Below are 24,333 nucleotides of genomic sequence, written 5' to 3' on the forward strand. Positions count from 1 at the left end.
TCAGCTCCCGACCGCGGTCAGCCACTCGCTGTAGAACAGGCCGAGCCCGAGCATGCAGCAGATCCCGGCCAGCAGCCAGAACCTGATGATGACGGAGGTCTCGGCCCAGCCCGCGAGCTCGAAGTGGTGGTGGAACGGCGCCATCCGGAAGAGCCTCCGCCGGGACGTGCGGAAGACCGCGACCTGCAGCACCACCGACAGCGCCTCGACGACGAACAGGCCGCCGATGACGACCATCAGCAGCTCGGTGCGGGTGGCGATGGACAGGCCGGCCACCAGACCGCCGAGCGCGAGGGAACCCGTGTCACCCATGAAGATCTTGGCCGGGGCCGCGTTCCACCACAGGAAGCCGATGCAGCCCGCCATCGCGGCCGCGGCCACGAGCGCGAGGTCCAGCGGGTCGCGCACGTCGTAGCAGCCCGCCAGCGGCGAGGTGGAGCAGTTGTAGCGGAACTGCCAGAAGCTGATCACCACGTAGGTGCCGAACACCATCGCCGAGCTGCCGCCCGCGAGGCCGTCGAGGCCGTCGGTGAGGTTCACGGCGTTGGACCACGCGGAGATCGCGGCGTAGCAGAACACCACGAAGCCGACGACGCCGAACGACACCACCGAGATGTCGCGGACGAACGAGAGGTTGACCGACGCGGGCGTGATGCCCTCGCGGTTGGCGAACTGCATGACCAGGATCGCGAAGATGATGGTGGCGACGAACTGGCCGACCAGCTTCGCGGTCTTGTTCAGGCCCAGGTTGCGCTGCTTGCGGATCTTGATGAAGTCGTCGAGGAAGCCGACGAGGCCGAGCGACGTCGTCAGCATCAGCACCAGCAGGCCGGACGCGCTGGGCGTCTGCCCCTGCGCGGAGTCCGACATGGCGTTGACCGCGTGCGCGCCGAGGTACCCGGCCCACATCGCGACCAGGATCGCCACGCCGCCCATGGTCGGCGTGCCGCGCTTGGTCTTGTGGCTCTGCGGACCCTCTTCCCTGATCTCCTGGCCGAACCCCTGCCGGGAGAAGACTTTGATCAGGTACGGGGTCAGCATGATCGACACGAGCAGCGCGATGGCCGCCGCGATCAGGATGCTCTTCACTTGGTCCCCGCCTCCAGCAGCGCGTCCGCGACCCGCCACAACGCGGCGGCCTTCGATGCCTTCACCAGCACAACGTCATCTCCCCGCAGCTCCTCGCGCAGTAGCGCGATCGCCGCCTCGACGTCCGGCACCAGCACCGACTCCTCTCCCCACGAACCCTCGAGGTTCGCGCCCTGGTGCATCGGCCTCGCCTGCTCGCCGACCACAACCAAACGACTGATGTCCAAGCGGACCGCCAAGCGCCCGATCTCGTCGTGCGCGGAGACGGTGTTGTCCCCCAGCTCGCCCATGACGCCGAGCACGGCCCAGGCGCGTCGCCTGGGGTTGCCCGCGCGCGCCATGGTGGCGAGGGTCTTCAGCGCGGCGCTCATCGACTCCGGGTTGGCGTTGAAGGAGTCGTTGAGCACGGTCACGCCGTCGGGCCGGGTGGTGACCTCCATGCGGCGGTCGGACCGCCGCTGGGCGGTGGAGAGCCAGTCGGCGACCTGCGCGGTCGTGGCGCCCAGCTCCAGTGCCACGGCCGCCGCGGCGAGCGCGTTGCCGACGTGGTGGGCGCCGTGCAGGTCGAGCTCGACCGGCGCGCTGCCCTCCGCCGTCACCAGCGTGAAGCGCGCGCGGGCCTGGTCGTCCAGCTCCACGTCCTCGGCGCGCACGTCGGCCGCCGGGTTCTGGCCGACGAACACCACGCGCGCCCCGGTGCGCTCGGCCATGGCGGTCACCAGCGGGTCGTCCAGGTTGAGGATCGCCACGCCGTCGGCGGGCAGCTCCTCGACCAGCTCGCCCTTGGTCTTCGCCACGGCCGCCTGCGAGCCGAACTCGCTCAGGTGCGCGGTGCCGACGTTGAGCACGACGCCGATCCGCGGCGGCGCGGTGCGGCACAGCGCGGCGATGTGGCCGGGGCCGCGGGCGGACAGCTCCAGCACGAGGTGCCGGGTGTCCTCCGCCGCGCGCAGGACGGTCCACGGGTGGCCGAGCTCGTTGTTGAACGAGCCGGGCGGCGCGACCGTCGTGCCGAGGTGCTCCAGGAGCTGGGCGATGAGGTCCTTGGTCGACGTCTTGCCGGACGAGCCGGTGACGCCGACGACCGCGAGGCCCTTGGCGGACAGCACGTCGGTCACGTGCCGGGCCAGCTTCGCCAGCGCCGCCAGCACGGCGGCGCCGGAGCCGTCGGTGTCGCCGGTCAGCGCCACCGAGCGGGTGTGCGCGTCGTCGACCGGCGGGACGAGCACCGCGGGGGCGTCGACCTCGCGGGCGGCCAGCACGCCGACCGCCCCGGCCTCGACGGCGGCCGCGGCGAACGCGTGGCCGTCGACCCGGACGCCGGGCAGCGCGACGAACAGGCTGCCGGGCCCGACCTTGCGGGTGTCGAACTCGACGGAGCCGGTGACGACGGCGGAGCTCGCGACCGCTTCCGCGCTCGCCCCGGCGAGCAGGTCCTCGGGCACGTGCACGGTCCCACCGACGATCGTCGCGATCTCGGCGAGGCTGAGCTGGATCACTTGCGGGCTCCCCTGATCGCGTCGGCGAGCGCGTCCACGTCCGAGAACGGCTGGATCACACCCGCGACCTCCTGGCCGGTCTCGTGGCCCTTCCCCGCGATGACGACGACGTCGCCGGGACGGGCCTGCGCGACGGCGTGCCGGATCGCGGCACCGCGGTCGCCGATCTCCACGACCTCACCACGCTCGGCGTCGGGCACCGCGAGCGCCCCCGCCAGCATGGCCGCGCGGATGGCCGCCGGGTCCTCGCTGCGCGGGTTGTCGTCGGTCACGACCAGCAGGTCGCTGCGCCGGGTCGCCTCCTCGCCCATCAGCGGGCGCTTGGCCGTGTCGCGGTCGCCGCCGCAGCCCAGCACCACGATGACCCGGCCCCGCACCTGCTTGCGCACGGCGTCGAGCGCCAGCGCGACGGCGGCGGGCTTGTGCGAGTAGTCGACGACGGCGGTGAACGCCTGGCCCTCGTCCACGCGCTGCATCCGCCCCGGCACCTGGACGGCCGCGAGGCCCTCCTGGATGTCCGCGGTGGCCACCCCGGCGGCGTGCAGGCAGCCGATGGCCAGCAGGGCGTTGGCGACGTTGAACGTGCCGGGCAGCCGCAGCGCGATCGGCAGCTCGACGCCGTCCGGGCCGTGCGCGGTGAACGACTGCTCGCCGGTCGGCGTGACGGTCACCTCGCCCGCGGTCCAGGCGGCGTCGGTCGTCATCGCGACGGTGATCGTGTCCGGCGTGACCAGCCTGCGGCCCCACTCGCCGTCCACGCAGACGACCTCGGTGCGGGCGCGGCCGTCGAACAGCTGCGCCTTCGCCCGGAAGTAGTCCTCCATGTCCGGGTGGAAGTCCAGGTGGTCCTGGGACAGGTTGGTGAACGCGCCGATCGCGAACTCGGTGCCCGCGACCCGACCGAGGTCGAGGGCGTGGCTGGACACCTCCATCACGACGTCGAGCACCTCGCGCTCGACCATGACGGCGAGCAGCGCCTGCAGGTCGGGCGCCTCGGGGGTGGTGAACGCGCTGTCCAGGCGCTCACCGGCGATGCGGGTCTCGACCGTGCCGATGAGGCCGGTGCGGTGGCCCGCGGCGCGCAGCGCGGACTCGACCAGGTAGCTGGTCGTGGTCTTGCCGGACGTGCCGGTGATGCCCCAGACGGCGAGCTTCGTGGACGGGTGGCCGTAGATGCGGGCGGCCAGCAGGCCGAGCACCCCGCGCGGGTCCGGGTGCACCAGCACCGGCACGCGGGCGTCGCGCAGCGCGGGCCGTTCGGCGCCGGCCTCGTCGGTGAGGACGGCGGCGGCACCCGCGGCCAGCGCGCCCTCGACGAAGTCGGCTCCGTGCGCCCGCGCGCCCGGCAGGGCGGCGAACAGGTCTCCGGGGACCACGTGCTGGGCGCGCAGCGTCGCGCCGCTCACCCGCACGTGGGCGTAGGTGGGCGTGGTCAGGTGCGCGTCGACCACCGAGGCGAGCTCGGACACGGCGACAGGCTGGATGCGGGAAGGGCGAGGCGGGGCGGTCGCGACCTTGCCCTGGAGCTTGGCAGGCACGCGCGGAAGGCTACCGGCGCACGGAGCGTGTCCGACCGGCGCCTGCGCGTTCGGGGGATGATCAGGCAAGATCGAACTCTCCGACCGTCGGGTGGTCCAAGGTGGACACGCCTGCGTCCAGACCGGAAACAACGCCGCCGGGCCCCTTGCCCGCCGACCGCCGCGAGGTCGGCGTCCACCGACAACCCCGGCACCACAGCACTTCGGACGTGCGACCCACCCGTCGGGTTGCACCCGGCGCACCGTTCATCCCGGTGTCCGGATCGGACCGCGGACCGGCGGATCGGGGAGATCCGGTCACGCCCGCCGACCCCCGGCAGACCGAGCAGTCCTCACATCCCGCTCGCTGGGACGCGGATCACGTCCCGTGTCACGGCGTGAGGGTGACCACCGGCGACTGCTCGGCCGACAGCGGCACCTGGAAGCGCTGGGACAGGTAGGACGCGATGTCGTGGAACAGCGGGGCGGCCGAGGCGCTGAACTGCGTGCCGGTCGGACCGTCGAGCATGATGCCGACGACGTAGCGCGGGTTGTCCGCGGGCAGGATGCCGGCGAAGGTGATCCAGTACAGCGAGTTGCTGTAGTGGCCGGTGTCGTCGATCTGCTGCGCGGTGCCGGTCTTGCCCGCGATCTGGTAGCCCGACAGCGCGGCGGCCCGACCGGTGCCGGTCTGGCCCGGCGCGTCCTGCACGACCGCGCGGAACATGTTCCGCACCGTCTTCGCGGTCTCCGGGCTCACCACGCGGACGCCCTCGGGCTTCTCGGTCTCCTTGCGGGTGCCCTTGTCGTCGACCTCGGCCCGGATGATGCGCGGCGGGATCCGGAGGCCGTCGTTCGCGATCGTCTGGTACATCCCGGTCATCTGCAGCAGCGTCATGCTCAGGCCCTGGCCGATCGGCAGGTTGCCGAACGTGGAGCCGGACCACTGGTTGCGCGGCGGCACCAGACCGGCCTCCTCGCCGGTCAGCCCGGACCCGGTGCGCTTGCCGAGCCCGAACTTGCGCAGCAGCTCGGCGTACTTGTCCTGGCCGATCTTCTGCGCGGCCATCAGCGTGCCGACGTTGGAGGACTTGGCGAACACGCCGGTGAACGTCATGTCGGTGTCGCCGTGCGGCCACGCGTCGTTGATCCTGCGGTCGGCGACCTGGATGCTGCCCGGCACGGTGAGGACCTCGTCCGGCTTGTACAGCCCGTCCTCGATCGCGCCCGCGGCCGTGACGATCTTGTTCACCGAGCCCGGCTCGAACACCGACGTGACCGCGATGTTGCGCTTCTCGTCCTCGGTGGCCTTGCCGAAGTCGCGCGGGTCGAACGTCTGGTCGTTCGCCATCGCCAGGATCTCGCCGGTCTTGCTGTCCAGCACCACCGCCGAGCCGCTCTTGGCGCCGCTCTTGGCGGTGTAGTCGGTGACCATGTTCTGCACGACGTACTGCGTGTCGATGTCGAGCGTCAGCTCCAGGCTCTTGCCCGGTGTCGCCGGTTCCAGCTCGCGGTCGCGGTCCGGGCCGGGGATCACGATGTCGCCGCCCTGGATGGTGTCCACCACGCGGCGGCCGTTGCGGCCCGCGAGCAGGTTGTCCTGCGAGCTCTCCAGGCCGAGCTGGCCGTGCGTCGCGGCGGGCTGCATGTCCTTGCGCCAGTTCGCCGCGCCCACGATGTTCGACGCGAGCCTGCCGTTCGGGTAGACCCGCACGGCCCGGTACTCGGAGCCGATCTCGTTGAACTGCTTGCGGATCGCCGCCGCCTTCTCCGGCTCGACGTTGTCCACCAGCTCGATGTAGGTGGTGTCGCGCAGCAGCAGGTCGGCGATGGTCTTCTCGTCGGTCTTCTGCCCGTTCACCTCGGTGCCCAGGACCTGCTGGAACACCGCGGCGATGGCCTTGACCCGGTCCTCGAAGCTGCCCAGCTTGGGGTTCTTCGCGAGGTCGTCCGCCCAGTTCTTGCGCATCAGCTGCGGCACCGCGTAGAGCGACCGCGCCTCGATGCTGAACGCGAGCTGGTTGCCGTTGCGGTCCAGGATGGCGCCGCGCTCGGCCGGGATGTCCTGCGGCGTGGCGCGCTGCTGCTCGGCCTTGAGCGACAGCGCGGCCGCCTCGAACCCCTGCACCTGCACGAGCCTGATCCCCGCCAGCAGGAGGGCGCCGACGAGCAGCAGCCGACCGACGGTGAGGCGGACGCGGCTGTTGGCTCCGCGCCGCTTGGCCGGGCGCGTCGCCCGTACCGACAGCGGACGTCGCGCTTGCCTGCCGCTGCTGGGCCCCGGCATGACTAACCTCCTGGCACCACTGGCGGCTGTTGGTTCTGCGGGTCGGCGGGCGGCGGCGGCGCCGAGGTGGGCGTGGCCGGAGGCGTGGAGGACGCGGGCGGCACGGACGGAGCAGGCGGGGCAGGCGGCGGCGGGGCCTCGACCGCCGAGGGCTTGCCGTACACCTCGACCGTGCCGTCCGGGAGCTGCTTGAGCTTCGCCGGGTCGCCCGCGAGCACCAGCCCGAGCTTGGCCGCGGCCTCGGCGAGCTTGGTCGGCGACTCGGCGAGCGCGACCTCCTGGCGCAGCTGCTCGACCCGCAGCGACAGCCGCGTGGCCTCGTTGTGCGCCTCCTGGAGGCGGTAGGAGTCCGCGGCGGCCTGGGTGGACAGCCACATGATCGCGGCGAGACCCGCGATCAGGACGACCATCACCATGATCACGAACGGCGCCTTGGCCACCGGGTTGACCGCGCGCTGCGGCGTGCTCGCCCCGCCGCGCAGGTTCTGGTTGCGCTGGGCGCGGCGGGCGTAGGCGCGCTCGGTAGCGGCGGACCGGGAGCGCGCGGCACCCGCCGCCGACGGCGGCACGGCCTTGAGCGCCCGCTCGCGCGGCTTCTCCGGGCGGGGCCGGGGACGCGGATCAGGAGAGGTACCGCCCACTCGAGCCGGTGCGGTCATGACGCCTCCTTGATCCGTTCTGCGGCCCGCAGGCGCACCGGGGCGGCCCGCGGGTTCTCCTCGATCTCCTGCTCGTTCGCCAGCTCGGCACCCTTGGTGACGAGCTTGAACTCGGGCCCGTAGCCCGGCAGCTCCACCGGCAGCCCCTGCGGGCTGCGCGACACGGACAGGTCGGCGATCGCGCGCTTCACCATCCGGTCCTCGAGCGACTGGTAGGCCTCGACGACGATCCGGCCGCCGACGCCCAGCACCGACAGCGCGGCGGGGAGCGCGAGCCGCAGCGACTCCAGCTCCTCGTTGACCTCGATGCGCAGCGCCTGGAACGTCCGCTTGGCCGGGTGGCCGCCGGTGCGCCGCGTCGCCGCGGGCACGGCCGCGTAGAGCAGCTCGACGAGCCGCCCGCTGGTGGTGAACGGCTCGCGCTCGCGCTCCCGCACCACCGAGCTGACGATCTTCTTGGCGAACCGCTCCTCGCCGTAGTCGCGCAGGATCCGGACCAGGTCGCCGGGCGGGTAGGTGTTGAGCACGTCCGCCGCGGTCTGGCCGGTGCCCGCGCTCATCCGCATGTCGAGCGGCGAGTCCCTGGAGTAGGCGAACCCGCGGTCCTCCGCGTCCAGCTGGAGCGAGGACACGCCGAGGTCCATCAGGACCCCGTCGACGTGGCGGTAGCCGAGGTCGTCCACCGCCTCCGCGATGCGGTCGTAGGTGACGTTGACGAACTTGACGCGGTCGCCGAAGTCCGCGAGCCGCTTGCTCGACAGCTCAATGGCCTGCGGGTCGCGGTCGAGCCCGACGAGGGTGAGCCGCGGGTGCTCCCGCAGCAGGGCCTCGGCGTGGCCGCCGAGGCCGAGGGTGGTGTCCACCAGCACGGCGGGCCGGTCGGCCAGGGCAGGGGCGAACAGCTCGAGGACGCGGTTCAGCAGCACTGGGACGTGCCGTGGTCGCTCCGCCATCTCAAGCCCCCTCCCTTGCTTCGTGAAAGACCGCCACAACGTGGAGGTCGGGTGTCGTCAGGTCCCCGCCCGCCCGTCGAACCTGGCGCCGGGGAAGGTGCGCCAGGGCCGAAAGCCGAGCGGACCGAGGCCTCACGGCACCCGAACCACGTCGTGCAACTCACGGCCGATCAGAAGACGCCAGGGAGGACCTCCTCCCGCGCTTCGGCGTAGCTGCCCTCATGGGCCTCGAGGTAGCGCTGCCAGGCCTGGGAGTCCCAGATCTCCAACCGGTTGACCGCGCCGATGACCGCGCACTCCTTGGTCAGCCCGGCGTAGTTGCGCAGCTCCTGGACGATCGAGATGCGGCCCTGGCCGTCGGGCCGCTGCTCGTCCGTGCTGGCGAACAGGTAGCGCTGGTAGGCGCGGACGGACTCGTTGGTGAAGGAGGCGCTCGCGACCTTGTTGGCCATCTGCTCGAACTCGGCTCGCGGGAACACGAAGAGGCAGTGGTCCTGGCCCTTGGTGACCATGACACCCCCCGCTAGCGCATCCCGGAACTTCGCGGGCAGCGTCAGCCGACCCTTGTCGTCCAGCCTGGGGAGGTGCGTGCCGAGGAACATGGCACCTCCACCTCCCTGCCGACCAGACTCCGACCGGCAGTGGAGCCCCCGTCAGCCCCACCGGGCGCCACAGTACCCCACTTTTCACCACAGTCAACGCTGAAACGAGTGTTTCCGAAGAGACCCGCGATACGTTTATGCAGGTAGAAGCCCTGCGGCGAGCCTGGCGCGTGGTGGGGGACGGAGGCGACCACCACCTCCCAGAGTGAGTCAGAAGGCCCGATTTGCCACTCGGATGGACCAGTGAAACGGCCCGAAAAGGGTTCAGGTACCCCTCTGGTGGGGGAAAGTGGAGGCGGCGGTGGGGGAAGGTGGCGGCAGGGGAAAATGAACCACCGTGCAACGCCGCACGTCCTATCCAGCGTCAGGTCTCTGTCGAATCGGGGGTAGGGCACTTCGCCCCGGTTTGACACACTGCGTGAAACGCTTGCCCATTCCGTGCACCGGTCGCGGGCAGCCCCGCTCCAGGAGGTCGAGTGACCCCGAGTACCCAGCCAGCAGCACTACCGGACCGCACGTTCGGACAGGGTGCGCCGACCGCGGGCGGCGCGGTGCCCGGCGGCGCCCACAGCCCCAGCACACGACCTGACGACGTGCTGGGCGAGCTGCACACGGCCGTCCAGCGGATCGCCGCGAACGTGGAGAAGGTCCTGGTCGGCAAGCCGGACGTCGTCCGGGTCTCCCTGGTCGCCCTGCTGTCGGAGGGCCACCTGCTCGTGGAGGACGTGCCGGGCGTCGGCAAGACGTCGCTGGCCAAGGCGCTCGCCCGGTCGATCGACTGCACGGTCAGCCGCATCCAGTTCACCCCGGACCTGCTGCCCAGCGACATCACCGGCTCGTCGATCTACAACCGGCAGGGCAACGAGTTCGAGTTCCGGCCGGGGCCGGTGTTCGCGAACATCGTGGTCGGCGACGAGATCAACCGCGCCTCCCCCAAGACCCAGTCCGCGCTGCTGGAGTGCATGGAGGAGCACCAGGTCACCGTCGACGGCAAGACCTACCCGCTCGGTGCCCCGTTCATGGTGATCGCGACCCAGAACCCGATCGAGATGGAGGGCACCTACGCCCTCCCGGAGGCCCAGCGCGACCGGTTCACCGCGCGCGTCTCCATCGGGTACCCGGACCCGGCCGCCGAGCTGGCCATGGTCGACGAGCACGCGGGCAACAACCCGATGGACGAGCTGCGGCCCGTGTCGGACGCCGCGCAGATCCTCAAGCTGGTGCAGACGGTCCGCCGGGTGCACCTGTCGCAGGAGATCCGCAAGTACGCCGTCGAGCTGGTCTCGGCCACCCGCAGGCTTCCCGAGCTGCGGCTGGGCGCCTCGCCGCGGTCCACGCTGCACCTGGTCCGCGCCGCCCGCGCGCAGGCGGCGCTGGCGGGCCGCGACTTCGTCGTCCCGGACGACATCCACGCCGTCGCGGTGCCCGTGCTGGCCCACCGGCTGGTGCTCACCGCCGAGGCGCAGGCCGCCCGCCGGTCGCCCGCCGACCTCGTCCGCGCGCTGCTCCAGCGCGTCCCCGTGCCGCAGGCGACGCCGAACGGCCAGTACAACCAGCAGGCAGGGACGAACCGCTGAGATGCGTGGAGCCCTCTCCGGCCTGACGACCCGCGGCCGCTGCCTGCTCGCCGCGGGGTTCGCGGCCGGGCTGTGCGCCCTGGTCCTGAACGAGCGCGACCTGCTGCGCGTGTCGGCGTTCGTGGTCGCGCTGCCGCTGCTGGCCGCGTGGCTGGCCACCCGCGCCCGGATCGGCCTGCACGCGGCCCGCTTCCTCTACCCCAGCCGGGTCCCGGTCGGCTCCGCCACCGAGGTGCGCGTCGAGCTGCGCAGCACCGGCAGGCTGCCGACCGGCGGGCTGCTGCTGGAGGACAACGTCCCGTACGCGCTGGGCAGCAGGCCGCGGTTCGTGGTGGAGCGGCTGCCGCGCAGCACCGCCACCGCCCTGCGCTACCCGCTCAAGCCCGTCATGCGCGGCATCCAGCAGGTGGGCCCGCTGATGGCGCGGGTGACCGACCCGTTCGGGCTGGTCGAGTACGACCGCGAGCTCGCGGGCCGCAGCAGGCTGGTCGTGGTGCCCAGGGTGACCTCGTTGAACGGGCTGCCCAGCGGCTCCGGCATGGGCGCGGGCGACGACGGCTCGATCCGGCTGCGCAGCGGCCAGGGCGAGGACGACGCGATCGTCCGCGAGTACCGGCACGGCGACGACCTGCGCAAGGTGCACTGGCGCTCGACCGCCCGCCGCGACCAGCTGATGGTGCGCGTCGAGGAGCGGCCGTGGCGCGGCGGGACGACCGTGCTGCTGGACCACCGGCTCACCGCGCACCGCGGCAGCGGCCCCAGCGCGAGCCTCGAGTGGGCCGTGTCCATGACCGCCAGCATCTGCCTGCACCTGCACCGCTTCGGCCACCAGGTCAAGCTCGTCGCCGAGGACGGCCGCGTCCTCGCGGGCGGCTCCGGCGACGGCGGCCACAGCGACGCCGTGGTGCTCGACTCGCTCGCCGCGCTGCAGCCCTCGCACCGCCGTGAGCTCGCCGCGGGCATCGACCCCGGCGCGGGCCAGGAGGTCATCGCCGTCCTCGGCGCGTGCACCCCGGCCGTGATCGACGGGCTGGTCCGCTACCGGCCGCGCGGCATGCGCAGCCTGGCCGTGCTGCTCGACGTCGCCGAGTGGGCGGGCCCGACGGAGGACCCGGCGCCGGACGTCTCGGAGGCCGAGCGGCTGCTGCACATCGCGGGCTGGGGCGTCTCCATCGCCAAGCCCGCGAGCCCGATGAACCAGGTCTGGCAAGAGCTGTGCCACAGCGCGGGCAACCGCGGCCCCGTGGTGCGCACGGAGGTGGGCTGATGGCGGGGCGAGCGGTCGAGTCGGGCAACTGGACGACCTCGGTGACACCGGCCGTCGCCGCTCTCGCGGTGGTGTGCTCGGCGACGGCGCTCTCCGGCGTCGTGTCGGGCGGCCTGTGGATCTTCTACGTGCTGGTCGCGGTCGCCGTGGTCAGCGGCACCGGGCTGGTGCTGCGCGCGTTCCGGATGCCCGCCCCGCTGGTCGGCATCGGCCAGATCTTCGCGCTCGTCTGCCTGCTGGTCACGATCTTCACCCGCACCGGCGTGCTGGTCGCGCTGCCCGGCCCGCAGTCCCTGGAGGACCTGTGGTCGGTGCTCGGCAACTCGATCACCGAGGTGCAGACGGGCATCCCGCCGGTCTCCGACAGCCCGGCGATGCGCTGCCTGATCATGCTCGCGATCGGCCTGGTCGCGGTCCTCGTCGACACGCTCGCCGTCGGCGCCGCGGCTCCCGCCGCGTCCGGGCTGGTGCTGCTCTGCGTGTTCGCGGTGCCCGCGTCGCTGGCCGACGAGATGCTGCCGCTGTGGACGTTCGTGCTGGGCGCGGCGGCGTTCGCGCTGCTCCTGGTGGTCGACGGCCAGCACCGGCACGAGGCGTGGCGCGGGCGGATGAGCGGCGGCGGGGGCAGCAGCTCCGGCGGCGCCGCGACCGCCGTGGCGGGCATGGCCGTGGTGATCGCCGTGTTCGCCGGGGCCACGTTCACCCTGATCGGCACCGTCGGCAGGCTGCCCGGTGCGGGCAACTCCGTCGGCGGCGGCGCGGACGGGCTCGGCCTCAAGCCGATGACCGAGCTGCGCGGCATGCTCAACCAGGGTGAGACCAGGGAGCTGTTCCACGTCCGCGGCCTGCCCGAGTCGGCGTACCTGCGGGCGATGACGCTGCAGCAGTACGACCCCAACAACGGCGAGTGGACCGTCGGCGGCGCCCTGTCCGAGGGCAGCCCCGCCCAGGGCGACCTGCCCCCGCAGCCCGGCGACCCCGGCGGCGGCGAGACCACCCGCGTCGACATCGACCCGGTCGGCTGGAACGACGTGTGGCTGCCCACCTACGGCAGGCCGCGCAAGATCACCAACACCGACGGCACCTGGCGCTGGGACTCCGCGCGCGGCATGGTCTACAGCCCCCGCAAGCACAAGGCGGACCCGTACACGCTGGAGACGGTGCTCACCGCCCCGTCGGCCGACGACCTGCGCCGCGCCAACGGCAGCGCCGACGACGTCGACCAGGTGTACTTCAAGGTCGACGGCATCGACCCGAGCATCGCGCAGCTGGCCAGGCAGATCACCAAGGGCTCGACCACCAAGTTCGACCAGGCCACCGCGCTGTACAAGTACTTCACCGACGGCACGCAGGGCTTCAAGTACTCGACCAAGACCGAGGGCGACACCAACGCCGACGCGCTGGTCGACTTCGTGTTCAACGGCAAGACCGGCTACTGCCAGCAGTACTCCGCCGCCATGGCCGTGATGGCCCGCACGATCGGCCTGCCCACCCGCGTCGCGCTCGGCTTCACCAGCGGGTACAAGACCGACGACTACAAGACGATCACCAGCCTGGACGCGCACGCGTGGGTGGAGATCTACTTCGCGGGCGTCGGCTGGACCGTCTTCGACCCGACCCCGCTCACCGACGGCCGCGGCGTCGTCCCGGCCTACATCAGCGGCACCGGCACCGACGGCCAGGCCCAGCTCCCCGACGAGGGCGACACCACGACCACCACGGCCCCCACCGAGACCACGACCTCCAGCTCCTCCTCCGCCGAGCTCAACGCCCAAGCCCTCGCCGACACCACCCCGGTCGAGGTCACCCCGCGCTGGCACTGGATCACGCTCGTCGTCGCTTCGGCACTGGCCGCCCTGCTGACCGCCCTGCTGCTCCTCATGCAGAACGGCACCGCCTTCCTGGCCCCCTTGTCCAAACAACCCTGGGCCCGCCCCGCCGTGGCGGCCGCCGCCGCCGTCTGCTGGGCGTTCACCATCGTCCTGGCCATCGCCCTGTTCTCCTGGTGGCTGGCCGTCCCCCTGTTCCTCCTCGGCCTCGCCGCGGCCCCCTACGGCATCCGCGCCGTCCGCCGCCGCAACCGCCTGCACTCCATCGCCGGCCTCGGCTCCCAAGCCGCCAACGCCGCCTGGGAAGAGCTCATCGCCGAGTCCGTGGACCGCGGCACCCGCATCCCCCCCACCGAAACCGTCCGCGTAGCCGCCCGCCGCATGGCCCGCGCCCACAACCTCGACGAACAGGGCCGAGACGGCCTCCGCTCCGTCGTCGGCGCCATCGAACGCTCCTGGTACAGCGGCCACCCCGAAGCCGACCCACAACTCCCCCGCGCGGTCGACGACGTCCGCCGCAGCCTCAACCGCAACGCCCCCCTCGCCCTCCGCGCCAAGGTCCTCCCCCGCTCAGTACTGCACCCCACCGCACCAGAAGACCCGGAAAGCTAGACCAAGCCCAACACCACCAAAGGTCTGCCGCCACCCGTCCCACAGGGTGGCGGCAGACCTTTTTAGAAGGCACATGCGAACCAAGATGACCAACCACCCAGCCCAGCTGGGAGCGAACACAAGTCGCCCAACGATGCTGGAAGCGAGCACGCTCGTCCGCTAGTGCGGTCGGCTTGACTTGGGGTTTTTGGGCTTAAACTTGCGGCGGCGGGCAGGCTCTACCACCTGCCCTTTTTCGCCCGACGAAGCCCAAAAAAGGGGCCCCAAGTCAAGCCGACCGCACCCGGAGACAGCTGTAGCGACACCCCCGGAGACCACGGCACCGACACCGGGCGAGACACACCGGCCTCCCATACCGACGTCGAGGCACCAACCACCCCACAAACACACCGCGGCCCACCCCCTCAGGGGCAGGCCGCGGCGCAAATCTTCGGTTCGGAGTTCTACTCGTCCTCGAAGCGTCGACGGAAACGTTCTTCCATCTTTTGTGAGAACGAGCTGCGGCTGCGGCTGGGCCGGCTGCCTTCCTGATCCGTCTCCTCGGCACCTTGATCACCGCGACGAAGTGTCGTCAGGGTGATCAACACGCCGAAGAACATCAGCAGGAAGCCGACCACGCTCACCACCGGGATACCAGCGAGCTTCGGCAACATCACACCCGTGACCAGCAGCGCCACACCCACGGCGAACAAAGCGATGCCCTGGATACGACGCCGTCGGGACGGCCTGCGCAGCTTGGCACCGCGCACAGTGGATGCGAACTTCGGGTCCTCGGCGTAGAGCGCGCGCTCGATCTGGTCGAGCAGTCGCTGCTCGTGCTCGGAGAGTGGCATGGCTCCTCCTCCGGCACAGCGGTCGCGGGCGCCGGGTGTTCACGGTTGCCGCCGGTCCCGGCGGACGCCCCCCTTGGGGGCGTCATCCCCCAGGATACGATCCGCAGAGCCCGGCGACTACCCAGTCTGGGCCCTCAAGCGGTTGGTTCTGTCACCATCATCCTCACGGGTCAACGGTCAGACCACCGTGAGGTGACGCGCAGACCACCTACCGGAACGCCTCGTAACCGCATTCCTGCAGGTGCAGCCCTCCTGGCGCCTTGAAAACCGCCCAACGGGTACGACTACCGACCTCAGGTGTACGAGTCACCCTGATGGCGGTACAACGGCCCGTCCCGGAAAAATTGTGATCGCCGAACCACCTCTCCGTGCCCGAACCACCTCCCGCACCGACCTGACGAGACCCACCACACCCCTTGACGACCACCGAATCCGGCGGCAGCCCAACCGATCTGTCCACCTCCGGCACACCGATCACGACCGGAGGGCTTGATGTCCAGACCTTCGAGTCGCCCACGCGGGAAAGCCGAGCGGACAGCTGGAACACCCCGCGCTGTCGGCAGGGCCGAAGCTGTGGACGCGCCAACCCGGAATCTCGATGCCGAGGCTCGGAAGTCGGAAGCAGATCGGGACCCGATCGGCCACAGCCGCGCCTGACCGAACGGATGACCAAGCAGCCAAGACCGACACCGCCCAAGTCGCCAGGACCAACCACCCCGCCACCGGTCCACGCCGACCAGCCGACCAACTCGAACCGGCCCGGCCCGAATCCACCCCCCCTACCCGGCCAACCCTGAACCGGCCCGCGCCCAACCAGCCCAGCCGTCGGCCCGCCACCCGGCCCCTCCGCCCCTGCCCGGCTGGCACCGGACTGATCCCATCCGAACCAGCCAGCCCAGCCCAACCCAGAGCCGGACCGCACCAGGCCAGCCAATCACGAACCGGTCCCACGCCCGGCTGGCCGTCCGTCGGCCCGCTCCCTCAGCCCTCCGCCTCTGCCCGGCTGGCACCGAACTGATCCCGCCCAGCCCAGAGCCAGTCCGCACCAGACCAGCCAATGGCGAACCGGTCCCACGCCCGGCCAGCCAGGCGTCGGCCCGCCACCCCGGCCTTCCGCCCCTGCCCGGCGGCACCGAACTGATCCCATCCCGAACCAGCCCAGCCCATCCCGAAGCAGCCAGCCCAGAGTCGGACCCCACCAGACCACTCGACCCAGAGCCTGTCCGCGCAAGACCAGCCAACCCCGAACCGGCCCCGCGCCCGACCAGTTGGCCGTCGGCCCACCACCCTGGCCCGCCACCCCGGTCACCCCAGCCCGTCACCCCCATCCGCCCGGTCACCCCGCCCGGTCACCCCGCCCGGTCACCCCGCCCGGTCACCCCGCCCGGTCACCCCAGCCCGCCATCCCGGTCACCCCCGACCCAGCCCCACCGGTCAGCGGCGGCGGGGTTGGGGGAAGGGGAAGGTGGCGAGGGCGGCGGTCAGGGGTGGGCTGCCGCGGGTGCGGAGGGCGGTGGGGGAGACGCCGGACTTGAGGGTCGCGGCGATCAGCGGGGTGAGGGTGCGGGGTGGGAGGTGTTCGGCGGCGTCGGACAGGGCGCGGGCGGGTGGGGCGGTGAGGAAGGACTTGCGCAGGGTGGGTTTCGGCATGGTTCTGGTGCGGGTGATGCGCAGGTCGACCGGGATGTCCGGTTGCTGGTGGAGCGGGACGAGGACGTGGATGGGCCCCGTGGCGGGGATGGTGTGGATGCCGTGCAGGTGCAGGGCGTCCAGGCCGGTCACCAGGGCCTGGTGTCCGGCGTAGGTGAGGGCGGCCTGGATGCGCTGCGGTCTGGACGGGCGGGTCGGGGTGAGGAGCAGGATGCCGGGCAGCAGGTGCTGCCAGGGGCCGCCGGGGCGGCAGCGGTGGTGCAGCAGCGCGGTGGACAGGCCGAGCTGGATGAGGTCGTGCGCCCTGGCGATGCCGTGGTGGAACAGGGTGGCGAGGGCGTCGAGGTCGATCAGCGTGCGGTTCGTGTTTCGCATGCGTCCACGATCGACCGGACCCACCCCTCGGTCCACCGGGTCCGGTCGATCTGTGGACAACCCTCCGCCCTGTGGACAACTCGGGGGTCACGACTTGACGAGGTCCTGCTCCTGGGCGGCCGAGGGCATCCCGGCGAGTCCCTCGGCGGAGCCGGACGACTCGGCCGACTCGGTGGACCCGACGGCCCCACGAGCCCCCCTCCGAGCCGCCCGGACGTCGCCCCACGCGTCGTGCACCGCCATCAAGGCCCCCGCCATGACGAACGCCGTGGCCGCGGCCAGCACTCCGGAGACGTGCAGCCGCACCAGGATCACGGCCATGGCCCCTACCTGGACCGCGGTGAAGACGACGCTGGTGGCCAGCCTCTCGATCAGTTGCCTGTTCATGTCGTTGGACCCCCTACTTGGATGACTCCCCTGTTTGTAGTGCGGTTCCGGGGGTCGTTCCGCGTCAGGTGCCGCAGAAGGACGGGCTCAGCCGACCAGTTCGTAGAGGCGGTCCGGCGCCAGGATGTCGATGCGCCGCCTGCCCGTGCTCACGATCCCCTGCTCGCGCAGCAGCCGCAGCACCCGGACGAGCGACTCGCGCGACGTCCCCGCGGTGCTGGCCAGCTCCTCCTGGCTCAACGCGACCGCGCCCGCCGACCCCACCCCGCGGTGCAGGGCCACGTCGAGCAGCACGGCGGCCACGCGCTGGGTGGCGGTCCCGCTGAACTGGATCCGCTGCCGGTCCGCGTCGCGCTGCCGCGACACCACGACGGTCAGCACGGCCCACGCGATGTGGGGCTGCCGCTTGCACAGCTCGGTGAACCGCAGCGGCTGGATCACCAGCGCCGACGCCTCCCCCAGCGCCCGCACGGTCGCCGACCGCGGCAGCCCGTCCACGGCCGACCGCTCCCCCACGATGTCCCCCGGCCCGCGCACGGCCAGCACCTTCTCGTGCCCGCTCGACGACGTGGCGGTCACCCGGAACAGCCCTCCGCGCACGACGAGGACGTGCTGCGACGGCTCGCCCTGGTGGCAGATGACGGCACCCGGCTCGTACCCGCGGACGGTGCCGACGGACTCCAGCAGCGCGTGCCCGACCGGGTCGAGCAGACCCCAGAAGCGCGCCACCTCGGATTCCATGCCCACAGGGTGCACCGGTGATCGCCGAAAACGCACCGAACCGGACCATTCGCAACCCGAACGGACGGCTCAGCGGTCCGGTTTCGGCTCCGTCGCGCCGGAGCGCCGGGGCTGCGCGCCCAGCAGCGACGCGGGCCGGATCGCGCCGAGGCCGAACTTGGACCTGGCCTGGTCGGCGGCCTGCTCGGCCTCGCGCCACCCGCGTTCGGGGGCGTCGAACATCAGCTGCTCGCCGCTCTCGTCCTCCACGAGCTGCTCCAGCCGCACCCCGATGAGCCGCACGGCCCCCTCGGGCACGTGGTCGTCGAGCAGCGAGCACGAGGTCGCGTACACCTCGTGCGTCAGGTCCGTCGGCACCCGCAGCGTGCGGGACCGGGTGATCGTGGAGAAGTCCGAGAACCGCACCTTGATCGACACCGTCCGGCTGCGCAGCCCCTTGGCGCGCAGCTGGCTCGCCGACCGCTCGGACAGCCGCAGCAGCTCCCGCTTGAGCAGGTCGCGGTCGAAGTGGTCGACCTCGAACGTCTCCTCGGCGCCGATCGACTTCTCCTTCGACTCCGGCACCACGGGCCGGTCGTCGTGGCCCTGCGCCAGCGCGTGCAGGTGTTCGGCCAGCGCGACCCCGAGGACCTTGCGCAGCCGGGGCAACGGGGTCGCCGCGATGTCGCCGACCGTCTCCAGCCCGACCCGGTCGAGCTGCTCGGCGGTCCGCTTGCCCACGCCCCACAGCGCCGACACCGGCAGCGGGTGCAGGAAGTCGAGCACCGCGACCTTCGGCACGACCATGAACCCGTCCGGCTTGCACATGCCGGACGCGAGCTTGGCCAGGAACTTCGTCGGCGCCACCCCCACCGAGCAGGTGATGCCGTAGGCCTCCTCCACCTGCGTCCTGATCAACGCGGCGATCGCCCCCGAGGTCGCGTTCATCCGCCGCAGCGCGCCGCTGACGTCGATGAACGCCTCGTCCAGGCTCAGCGGCTCGACCAGCGGCGAGATGTCGCGGAAGATCGCCATCACCCCGCGCGAGGTCTCCTGGTACAGCCCGAAGCTGGGCGGCAGGAACACCGCGTGCGGCGCCAGCCTGCGGGCGTGCGCCGTCGGCATCGCGGACCGCACGCCGAACTCGCGGGCGATGTAGTTCGCCGACGACACGACCCCGCGGTTGCCGACACCGCCGACCACGACGGGCTTGTGCCGCAGCTCGGGCCGCTCCCTGATCTCCACGGCCGCGTAGAACGCGTCCATGTCGACGTGCAGCATCGGGCAGCCGGTGTCGTCCGGCCACCGCCCGTCGCGCGCGACGAAGCGCTCGACCAGGCCGCGCGGCAGGTTCGCGCTCCGCCCCAACACCCACCTCGCCGAGTTGATCGAACAGTAGTTCGAGAGTCTAGTCCAGCCGGTACGCCCGGCGCGCGTTCTCGTGCCCGATCAGGCGAGCGATGCGCACCGCGTCGGCCTCGACGAGGTCACCAGACGCCATCGCCGCCGACAGGAAGTCCGACAACGCGCGCCGGAACAGCAGCACGCCCAGGTGGTAGAGCTCCGGCAGACCGTACGCGTCGGTCGAGAACAGGAACTTCCCGAACGGCACCACCTCCAGCGCCTCCGCGAGCAGGCGGCCCGCCTGGTGGCCGACGCCGTGCGTGGCCAGGCCGAGGTCGACGAACACGTGCGGGTACACCTGCGCGAGGTACCCGGCGTTGCGGTGGAACGGGTAGTTGTGCAGCAGCATCACCGGCACGCCGAGCCCCGCGGTGGCCCGCAGGAGGTCCGTGAGCAGCAGCGGGTCGCAGCGGTGCAGGTCGGCGTCGGAGTCGCCGTAGCCGACGTGGAACTGCACCGGCAGCCGCCGGTCGAGCGCCTCCCACACCAGGAACCGGGACACCACCTCGTCGGCGCACCGGCCGCCGCGGGCCAGCCACCGGCCCGCCGCGGCGGCGACCTCCGGCTCCGACGGCCGCTCCGGTCGCAGCGCCAGCCCGACCCGGTAGGCGGCGATCGACTTCGCGCCCACCGCGTCCGAGGCGTCCAACGCGGTCCGGACGGCGTCGGCGAAGCCCGCCGCCGTGCACCCGGCGGCCACGACCCGCTCCGCCAGCAGCTCCAGCCGCACGACCTCGAAGGACTCCGCCCCGGTCACGGCGGCCAGCTCGGCGTGCGGCAGCAGCAGCTCCGGCGACAGGCCGCCGTCGACCAGGTAGGTCCCCACGCCCGCGGCCATCAGGAACGCCCGGTTCACCTCGGCCGCGCCGAGCGATCGCCGCCGGTACAGGTAGTCCTCGGCGGACGCGTGCGGTTCCAGGTCGAGGACCGGCGGGCACCAGCGGCGCACCGCGAGCCCGATCGAGGAGTCGAACAGGCTGGTGCCCAGCGGGCTCACGTGGTCGGCCTCGGTCAGCAGCTCCTCGAACCCCGTCCGGTCCACGTCGGCGCGCAGCACGCCGTGGCAGTGGTGGTCGACCAGCCTGAGGTCCGCGACGAAGGGCAGCATCCGCCCGTTGTAGCAGCATGTGCGCATGGACACTTCCGAGCTCGCCGGGCGCGGCGTGGTGGCCGTCGCCGTGACCTGGGTCGACAACAGCGGCATCACGCGGGTGAAGTCCGTGCCCACGGCGGAGCTCCCGAACGCCGCCGTCCACGGCCTCGGCGCGTCGCCGGTGTTCGACGTGTTCCTGCTGGAGGACACGATCGTCGACGGCCGGTACGTCGGTGGCCCGGTCGGCGACCTGCGGGTGCGGCCCGACCTCGACCGGCTCACCGTCCTGGCCGGGCAGCCGGGGTGGGCGTGGGCGCCGGGCGACCGGTTCCACCAGGACGGCCGCCCGTACGAGCTGGACCAGCGGGGGCTGGCGAAGACCGCGGTCGACAGGCTCGCCGAGCACGGGTTCTCCGCGCGGGCCGGGTTCGAGGTCGAGTGGGTCGTGGGACGGCCGGGCGACGACTTCACCCCGGCCACCGAGGGCCCCGCCTACGGGCACACCCGGCAGGTCGAGGTGTCCGACTACTGCGTCGCCCTGCTCACGGCGCTGGCCGAGCAGGGGGTGCGGGTGCTCCAGTTCCACCCCGAGTACGCGGCGGGCCAGTTCGAGGTCTCCACGGCGCCCACCGACCCGGTCCGGGCCGCGGACACGGTGGTGCTGGTCAAGGAGACGATCCGGGCCGTCACCGCGCGGCACGGGATGCGGGCGTCGTTCTCGCCGAAGGTGGCCGTGGGCGGCGTGGGCAACGGCGGGCACCTGCACGTGAGCCTCTGGCGGGGCGAGGAGAACCTGTTCGCGGGCGGCGGGCGGTTCGGCCTTTCCCGCGAGGCCGAGGGGTTCACGGCCGGGGTGTTGGCGCACCTGCCGGGGTTGTGCGCGATCGGGTCGCCGTCGGTCGCGAGCTATCTGCGGTTGGTGCCCTCCCATTGGGCCGCCCCTTACGCCGCGTGGGGTGTGGAGAACCGCGAAACGGCGTTGCGGTTGATAGGCGGGGAGTCCGCGAATCTCGAGGTGAAGTCGTTCGACCTGTCGGCCAATCCCTATCTGGTAGTCGCGGGCGTTTTGAGTGCCGGATTGGCCGGGTTGACGGAGGGGACCGCGTTGCCGGATCCGCACGGCGTGGATCCGGCGACGATCGAGGGCGTGCCGCGGTTGCCGTTGTCACTGGGCGAGGCCGTCGACGCCTTCGAAAGCGACCAGGTGCTCGTCGGGGCTTTCGGGGTGGAATTCGCCGCGACCATCGCCGACGTCAGGCGAGGGGAATTGGCGCTGTTCGCCGAGTCGTCCCCCGAAGAAGTGGTGGCGGTCACCCGGTGGAGGCATTGACCCTTTTTCTGCGGATCGGCGGCCCCCCGAAGGGAAAACCGCCGCCTCCTACCTCAGCTTGTCGAGCGGCATGGTTTTCCGCAGTTTTGTCAAAGCGCGGTGCTGCGCGACCCTGACCGCGCCCGGAGTGGAACCGATGGCCTGCGCGGTCTCCTCCGCGGAAAGGCCCACGACGATCCGCAGCAGGAGGATTTCCCGCTGCTTGTCGGGCAGCACCTTGAGCAGCTCGCCCATTTCGCGGGACAGCTCGCCGCGCATGGCCAGCAGCTCCGGACCGGCCTCGGTCTCCGGGGCGTCCGGGACGTCGGAGACCGGTTCGGTCCGGTTGCGGGCCGAGGCGCGGTGGGCGTCGGCGACCTTGTGCGCGGCGATGCCGTACACGAACGCCAGGAACGGACGGCCCTGGTCGCGGTAGGTGGGCAGCGCCGTCAACACCCCGACGCACACCTCCTGCGCCACGTCGTCCGCCGAGGCGAACGAGCGCTCCTGCCGTCCGATCCTCGCCCGGCAGTAGCGGACTACCAGCGGGCGGATGGACGTCAGCAGGCGCTCGACGGCCTTCCGGTTGCCGGCCATGGCCAGCGTCACGACCTCCGAGAGGTCCTCCGGGCGGGTGGACAGCACCGCCGCGGACGGCTCCGGGGCCGGTGCGGTCTTCACCGCGACACGGGCCACCAGCGCGTCCAGCACCGGGCCCTGCCCGCGTTCGGCCAGGCGCGACGCACCCGATGCTCCCAAGGACGAGCCCCCCACCGCTCCCTCGACGTCGACCAGACGCCGGTGCCTACCACTCGAGATGTCTTCTTCCAGGTCCCTCATCGCCTACAGCCCCCCATCACGGTTCAGGTACCGGCGAGCCGTCGCGCGCGCCCTGGAGATGCGGACCTCCGCCGCGTGCGTCTTGATCCGCAGGATGTCGCCGATCTCCGCGGCCGTGTAGCCGTCCTGGACGAGCGCCAGGAGGGCCTTGTCGTTCTCGCCCATGTGCTTGAACAGCGAGTCGACCACCGCGTGCGCGACGACCACGTCCTCCGCGGAGCGCTCGGTGAACAAGCGGTCCACGGTGGACCAGGCCTCCATCAGCTCGAGGCCTTCCCAGTCGCGCCTGCCGCGCTGCCATTTCCGGTACCGGTTCGGAAAGCTGAGCAGGCACGCGTTGATGTAGTACACCTTCAAAGGCAGGCCGCCGTCGTGCGGTGACCAGCCGCCCTTCTCGACTCCGATGTCGCAGAACATCCCGAAACCGTCGAGCACCACGTCGCTCACCAGTTCGTCCACTTCGAAATGCGGTACCACCTGCTGCTTCACCGCCCATCCGCGTTTGCGGGCCGCGGCGAAGATGGCCCCCGACCTGACGAGTGCGGTAACAAAACCCAGCCCGTATCCGAGAAGCTGGTGGAAGAGGCGTTCCGACACCGCACCGGATACCCCGTTCTCGCGGAAGTGCTGGTGGATCTGCACATCCGTGTTCAACCGCCGCTGTTCGTCCACGTCCGGCGCCAGGTAGTCCGCGACGTCGTGGACGGCCAGCTCCGCCAGGGGCGACAGGTCCACTCCCGGCTCTCGAGGCTCCTCGAGAAGACCACCCATCGACATGTCCCAACGTTGATGATGTTTTCGTCTTCACCTATGTCATGTCGCAGGAGAAGACCAACCTCACTGGATTTCCACACGCAAATGCAGCTATAGGGGATTCAAATGCTTACCGGGGTAGAACGGGCGTGCGCCATCAGAACAACGAAGCCGAGACTGATAAGTATCGAAACTACATCGTCCTCATAGAGGCGCACGCTTTGACCAGAAGCGCATCAGCAGTATGCCATTCTGCGACATGGATTGCCATAAGGATCCGCAGTTGTGCGGATTGTGCCCCTATCGACCACCGGGACGGGCGTCTGACAATGCACAACGTCGTTATTGGTGAGTAAGGACCACTCGAAAGAGTGAATTCACCCGAAAATCGGGACACCGGACGTACCCGCCACCCGGAAGGCGGCGGCGGGTCACTCGCGATCCAGGACGTCCTCGGGGCTGAGCACCTTGCGCAGGCGGGTGAGAGCGCGGTGCTGGGCCACGCGCACGGCACCGGGGGTGGAGCCGACGGCGTCGGCGGTCTCCTCGGCGGACAGGCCGACGACGATCCTCAGCAGCAGGATCTCGCGCTGCTTGTCGGGGAGCACCTTCAGCAGCGACGCCATCTCGCGGGACAGCTCGCCGCGCATGGCGCGCTGCTCGGGACCGGCCTCCTGCTCGGGACCGTCCGGCACGTCCGGGACGGGCTCGGAGCGGTTGCGGGCCGACGCCCGGTGCGAGTCGGCGACCTTGTGCGCGGCGATGCCGTACACGAACGCCAGGAACGGGCGCCCCTGGTCGCGGTAGGACGGCAGGGCCGTCAGCACACCGAGGCAGACCTCCTGGGCGACGTCGTCCGCCGAGGCGAACGAGCGCTCCTGGCGTCCGATCCTGGCCCGGCAGTAGCGGACCACGAGCGGCCGGATGGAGCCGAGCAGGCGCTCCACGGCCGGTCGGTCGCCGCTGATCGCCAGCGCGACCTCGGCGGCCAGGTCGTCCGGGCGCGCGGAGAGCACGGCGACCGAGGGCTCCGCCGCGGGCACGATCTTGACCGTCGCCGCGCGGGCGACCAGCTCGT

Annotated in this window: 20 protein-coding genes; 4 read left to right on the forward strand and 16 right to left on the reverse strand. The window is 71.6% G+C overall.

Annotated features, from left to right (window positions below; all coding sequences use genetic code 11):
- The 7 genes from mraY to mraZ form a co-directional block, all read right to left on the reverse strand.
- A complete protein-coding gene (gene mraY, locus CLV43_RS15625) occupies positions 1 to 1,089 on the reverse strand; it encodes a phospho-N-acetylmuramoyl-pentapeptide-transferase (protein ID WP_106187888.1) in 1,089 nt (362 codons plus the stop codon).
- The gene (locus CLV43_RS15630; protein WP_106187889.1) at positions 1,086 to 2,588 is read right to left on the reverse strand and encodes a UDP-N-acetylmuramoyl-tripeptide--D-alanyl-D-alanine ligase; all 1,503 of its coding nucleotides are present in this window, start codon (positions 2,586 to 2,588) and stop codon (positions 1,086 to 1,088) included. Before CLV43_RS15630 ends, mraY begins: the two co-directional genes overlap by 4 nt.
- Positions 2,585 to 4,126, reverse strand: a complete 1,542-nt coding sequence (locus CLV43_RS15635; RefSeq protein WP_106187890.1) for a UDP-N-acetylmuramoyl-L-alanyl-D-glutamate--2,6-diaminopimelate ligase — start codon at positions 4,124 to 4,126, stop codon at positions 2,585 to 2,587. Before CLV43_RS15635 ends, CLV43_RS15630 begins: the two co-directional genes overlap by 4 nt.
- A gap of 370 nt (positions 4,127 to 4,496) precedes the next feature.
- A complete protein-coding gene (locus CLV43_RS15640; RefSeq protein ID WP_106187891.1) occupies positions 4,497 to 6,392 on the reverse strand; it encodes a peptidoglycan D,D-transpeptidase FtsI family protein in 1,896 nt (631 codons plus the stop codon).
- Between the two features lie 2 nt (positions 6,393 to 6,394).
- Entirely contained in the window at positions 6,395 to 7,051 is a 657-nt protein-coding gene (gene ftsL, locus CLV43_RS15645) for a cell division protein FtsL (RefSeq protein WP_211304377.1), read from the reverse strand.
- The gene (gene rsmH / locus CLV43_RS15650; RefSeq protein WP_106187892.1) at positions 7,048 to 8,004 is read right to left on the reverse strand and encodes a 16S rRNA (cytosine(1402)-N(4))-methyltransferase RsmH; all 957 of its coding nucleotides are present in this window, start codon (positions 8,002 to 8,004) and stop codon (positions 7,048 to 7,050) included. Before rsmH ends, ftsL begins: the two co-directional genes overlap by 4 nt.
- Positions 8,005 to 8,174: 170 nt before the next feature.
- On the reverse strand, positions 8,175 to 8,606 hold the full coding sequence (mraZ, locus tag CLV43_RS15655; RefSeq protein ID WP_106187893.1) for a division/cell wall cluster transcriptional repressor MraZ: 432 nt from the start codon (positions 8,604 to 8,606) through the stop codon (positions 8,175 to 8,177).
- 476 nt (positions 8,607 to 9,082) lie between these two features.
- Here mraZ and CLV43_RS15660 point away from each other — a divergent pair, with 476 nt between their 5' ends.
- The 3 genes from CLV43_RS15660 to CLV43_RS15670 are packed head-to-tail and all read left to right on the forward strand — an operon-like array spanning position 9,083 to position 13,891.
- Positions 9,083 to 10,183: an AAA family ATPase gene (locus CLV43_RS15660; RefSeq protein WP_106187894.1), complete on the forward strand. Its 1,101-nt coding sequence runs from the start codon at positions 9,083 to 9,085 to the stop codon at positions 10,181 to 10,183.
- A gap of 1 nt (position 10,184) precedes the next feature.
- The gene (locus CLV43_RS15665; protein WP_106187895.1) at positions 10,185 to 11,450 is read left to right on the forward strand and encodes a DUF58 domain-containing protein; all 1,266 of its coding nucleotides are present in this window, start codon (positions 10,185 to 10,187) and stop codon (positions 11,448 to 11,450) included.
- Positions 11,450 to 13,891, forward strand: a complete 2,442-nt coding sequence (locus tag CLV43_RS15670; protein WP_106187896.1) for a transglutaminase TgpA family protein — start codon at positions 11,450 to 11,452, stop codon at positions 13,889 to 13,891. The genes CLV43_RS15665 and CLV43_RS15670 overlap by 1 nt, the downstream gene beginning before the upstream one ends.
- 443 nt (positions 13,892 to 14,334) lie before the next feature.
- Here the strand turns inward: CLV43_RS15670 and CLV43_RS15675 are convergent, their stop codons facing one another.
- From CLV43_RS15675 to CLV43_RS15700, 6 genes are all read right to left on the reverse strand, one after another.
- Entirely contained in the window at positions 14,335 to 14,724 is a 390-nt protein-coding gene (locus tag CLV43_RS15675; RefSeq protein ID WP_106187897.1) for a DUF3040 domain-containing protein, read from the reverse strand.
- Positions 14,725 to 16,158: 1,434 nt separating this feature from the next.
- Positions 16,159 to 16,749: a hypothetical protein gene (locus tag CLV43_RS15680; RefSeq protein ID WP_106187898.1), complete on the reverse strand. Its 591-nt coding sequence runs from the start codon at positions 16,747 to 16,749 to the stop codon at positions 16,159 to 16,161.
- An 87-nt stretch (positions 16,750 to 16,836) separates the two neighbouring features.
- A complete protein-coding gene (locus tag CLV43_RS15685) occupies positions 16,837 to 17,136 on the reverse strand; it encodes a hypothetical protein (RefSeq protein WP_106187899.1) in 300 nt (99 codons plus the stop codon).
- Positions 17,137 to 17,223: 87 nt separating this feature from the next.
- Positions 17,224 to 17,877 (reverse strand): Crp/Fnr family transcriptional regulator, encoded by a 654-nt coding sequence (locus CLV43_RS15690; RefSeq protein WP_245886487.1) that lies wholly within the window; start codon positions 17,875 to 17,877, stop codon positions 17,224 to 17,226.
- 69 nt (positions 17,878 to 17,946) lie between these two features.
- Positions 17,947 to 19,224, reverse strand: a complete 1,278-nt coding sequence (locus tag CLV43_RS15695; RefSeq protein ID WP_106188257.1) for a DNA polymerase IV — start codon at positions 19,222 to 19,224, stop codon at positions 17,947 to 17,949.
- A gap of 40 nt (positions 19,225 to 19,264) precedes the next feature.
- Positions 19,265 to 20,368: an amidohydrolase family protein gene (locus CLV43_RS15700; RefSeq protein ID WP_106187900.1), complete on the reverse strand. Its 1,104-nt coding sequence runs from the start codon at positions 20,366 to 20,368 to the stop codon at positions 19,265 to 19,267.
- 25 nt (positions 20,369 to 20,393) lie between these two features.
- On the opposite strand from CLV43_RS15700, the gene CLV43_RS15705 reads away from it, so the two are divergent.
- Positions 20,394 to 21,683 carry a glutamine synthetase family protein gene (locus CLV43_RS15705; RefSeq protein ID WP_106188258.1) on the forward strand — a complete coding sequence of 430 codons (1,290 nt, stop codon included), beginning with the start codon at positions 20,394 to 20,396 and terminating at the stop codon, positions 21,681 to 21,683.
- A 48-nt stretch (positions 21,684 to 21,731) separates the two neighbouring features.
- On the opposite strand, the gene CLV43_RS15710 is transcribed toward CLV43_RS15705, so the two are convergent.
- From CLV43_RS15710 to CLV43_RS15720, 3 genes are all read right to left on the reverse strand, one after another.
- Positions 21,732 to 22,304, reverse strand: a complete 573-nt coding sequence (locus tag CLV43_RS15710; RefSeq protein ID WP_211304395.1) for a sigma-70 family RNA polymerase sigma factor — start codon at positions 22,302 to 22,304, stop codon at positions 21,732 to 21,734.
- 201 nt (positions 22,305 to 22,505) lie between these two features.
- On the reverse strand, positions 22,506 to 23,174 hold the full coding sequence (locus CLV43_RS15715; RefSeq protein WP_146174777.1) for an RNA polymerase sigma factor: 669 nt from the start codon (positions 23,172 to 23,174) through the stop codon (positions 22,506 to 22,508).
- A gap of 512 nt (positions 23,175 to 23,686) precedes the next feature.
- Positions 23,687 to 24,271: a sigma-70 family RNA polymerase sigma factor gene (locus CLV43_RS15720; RefSeq protein ID WP_211304396.1), complete on the reverse strand. Its 585-nt coding sequence runs from the start codon at positions 24,269 to 24,271 to the stop codon at positions 23,687 to 23,689.
- Positions 24,272 to 24,333: the final 62 nt, after the last annotated feature.

This window comes from Umezawaea tangerina (assembly GCF_003002815.1).
Classification (GTDB): Bacteria; Actinomycetota; Actinomycetes; order Mycobacteriales; family Pseudonocardiaceae; genus Umezawaea; species Umezawaea tangerina.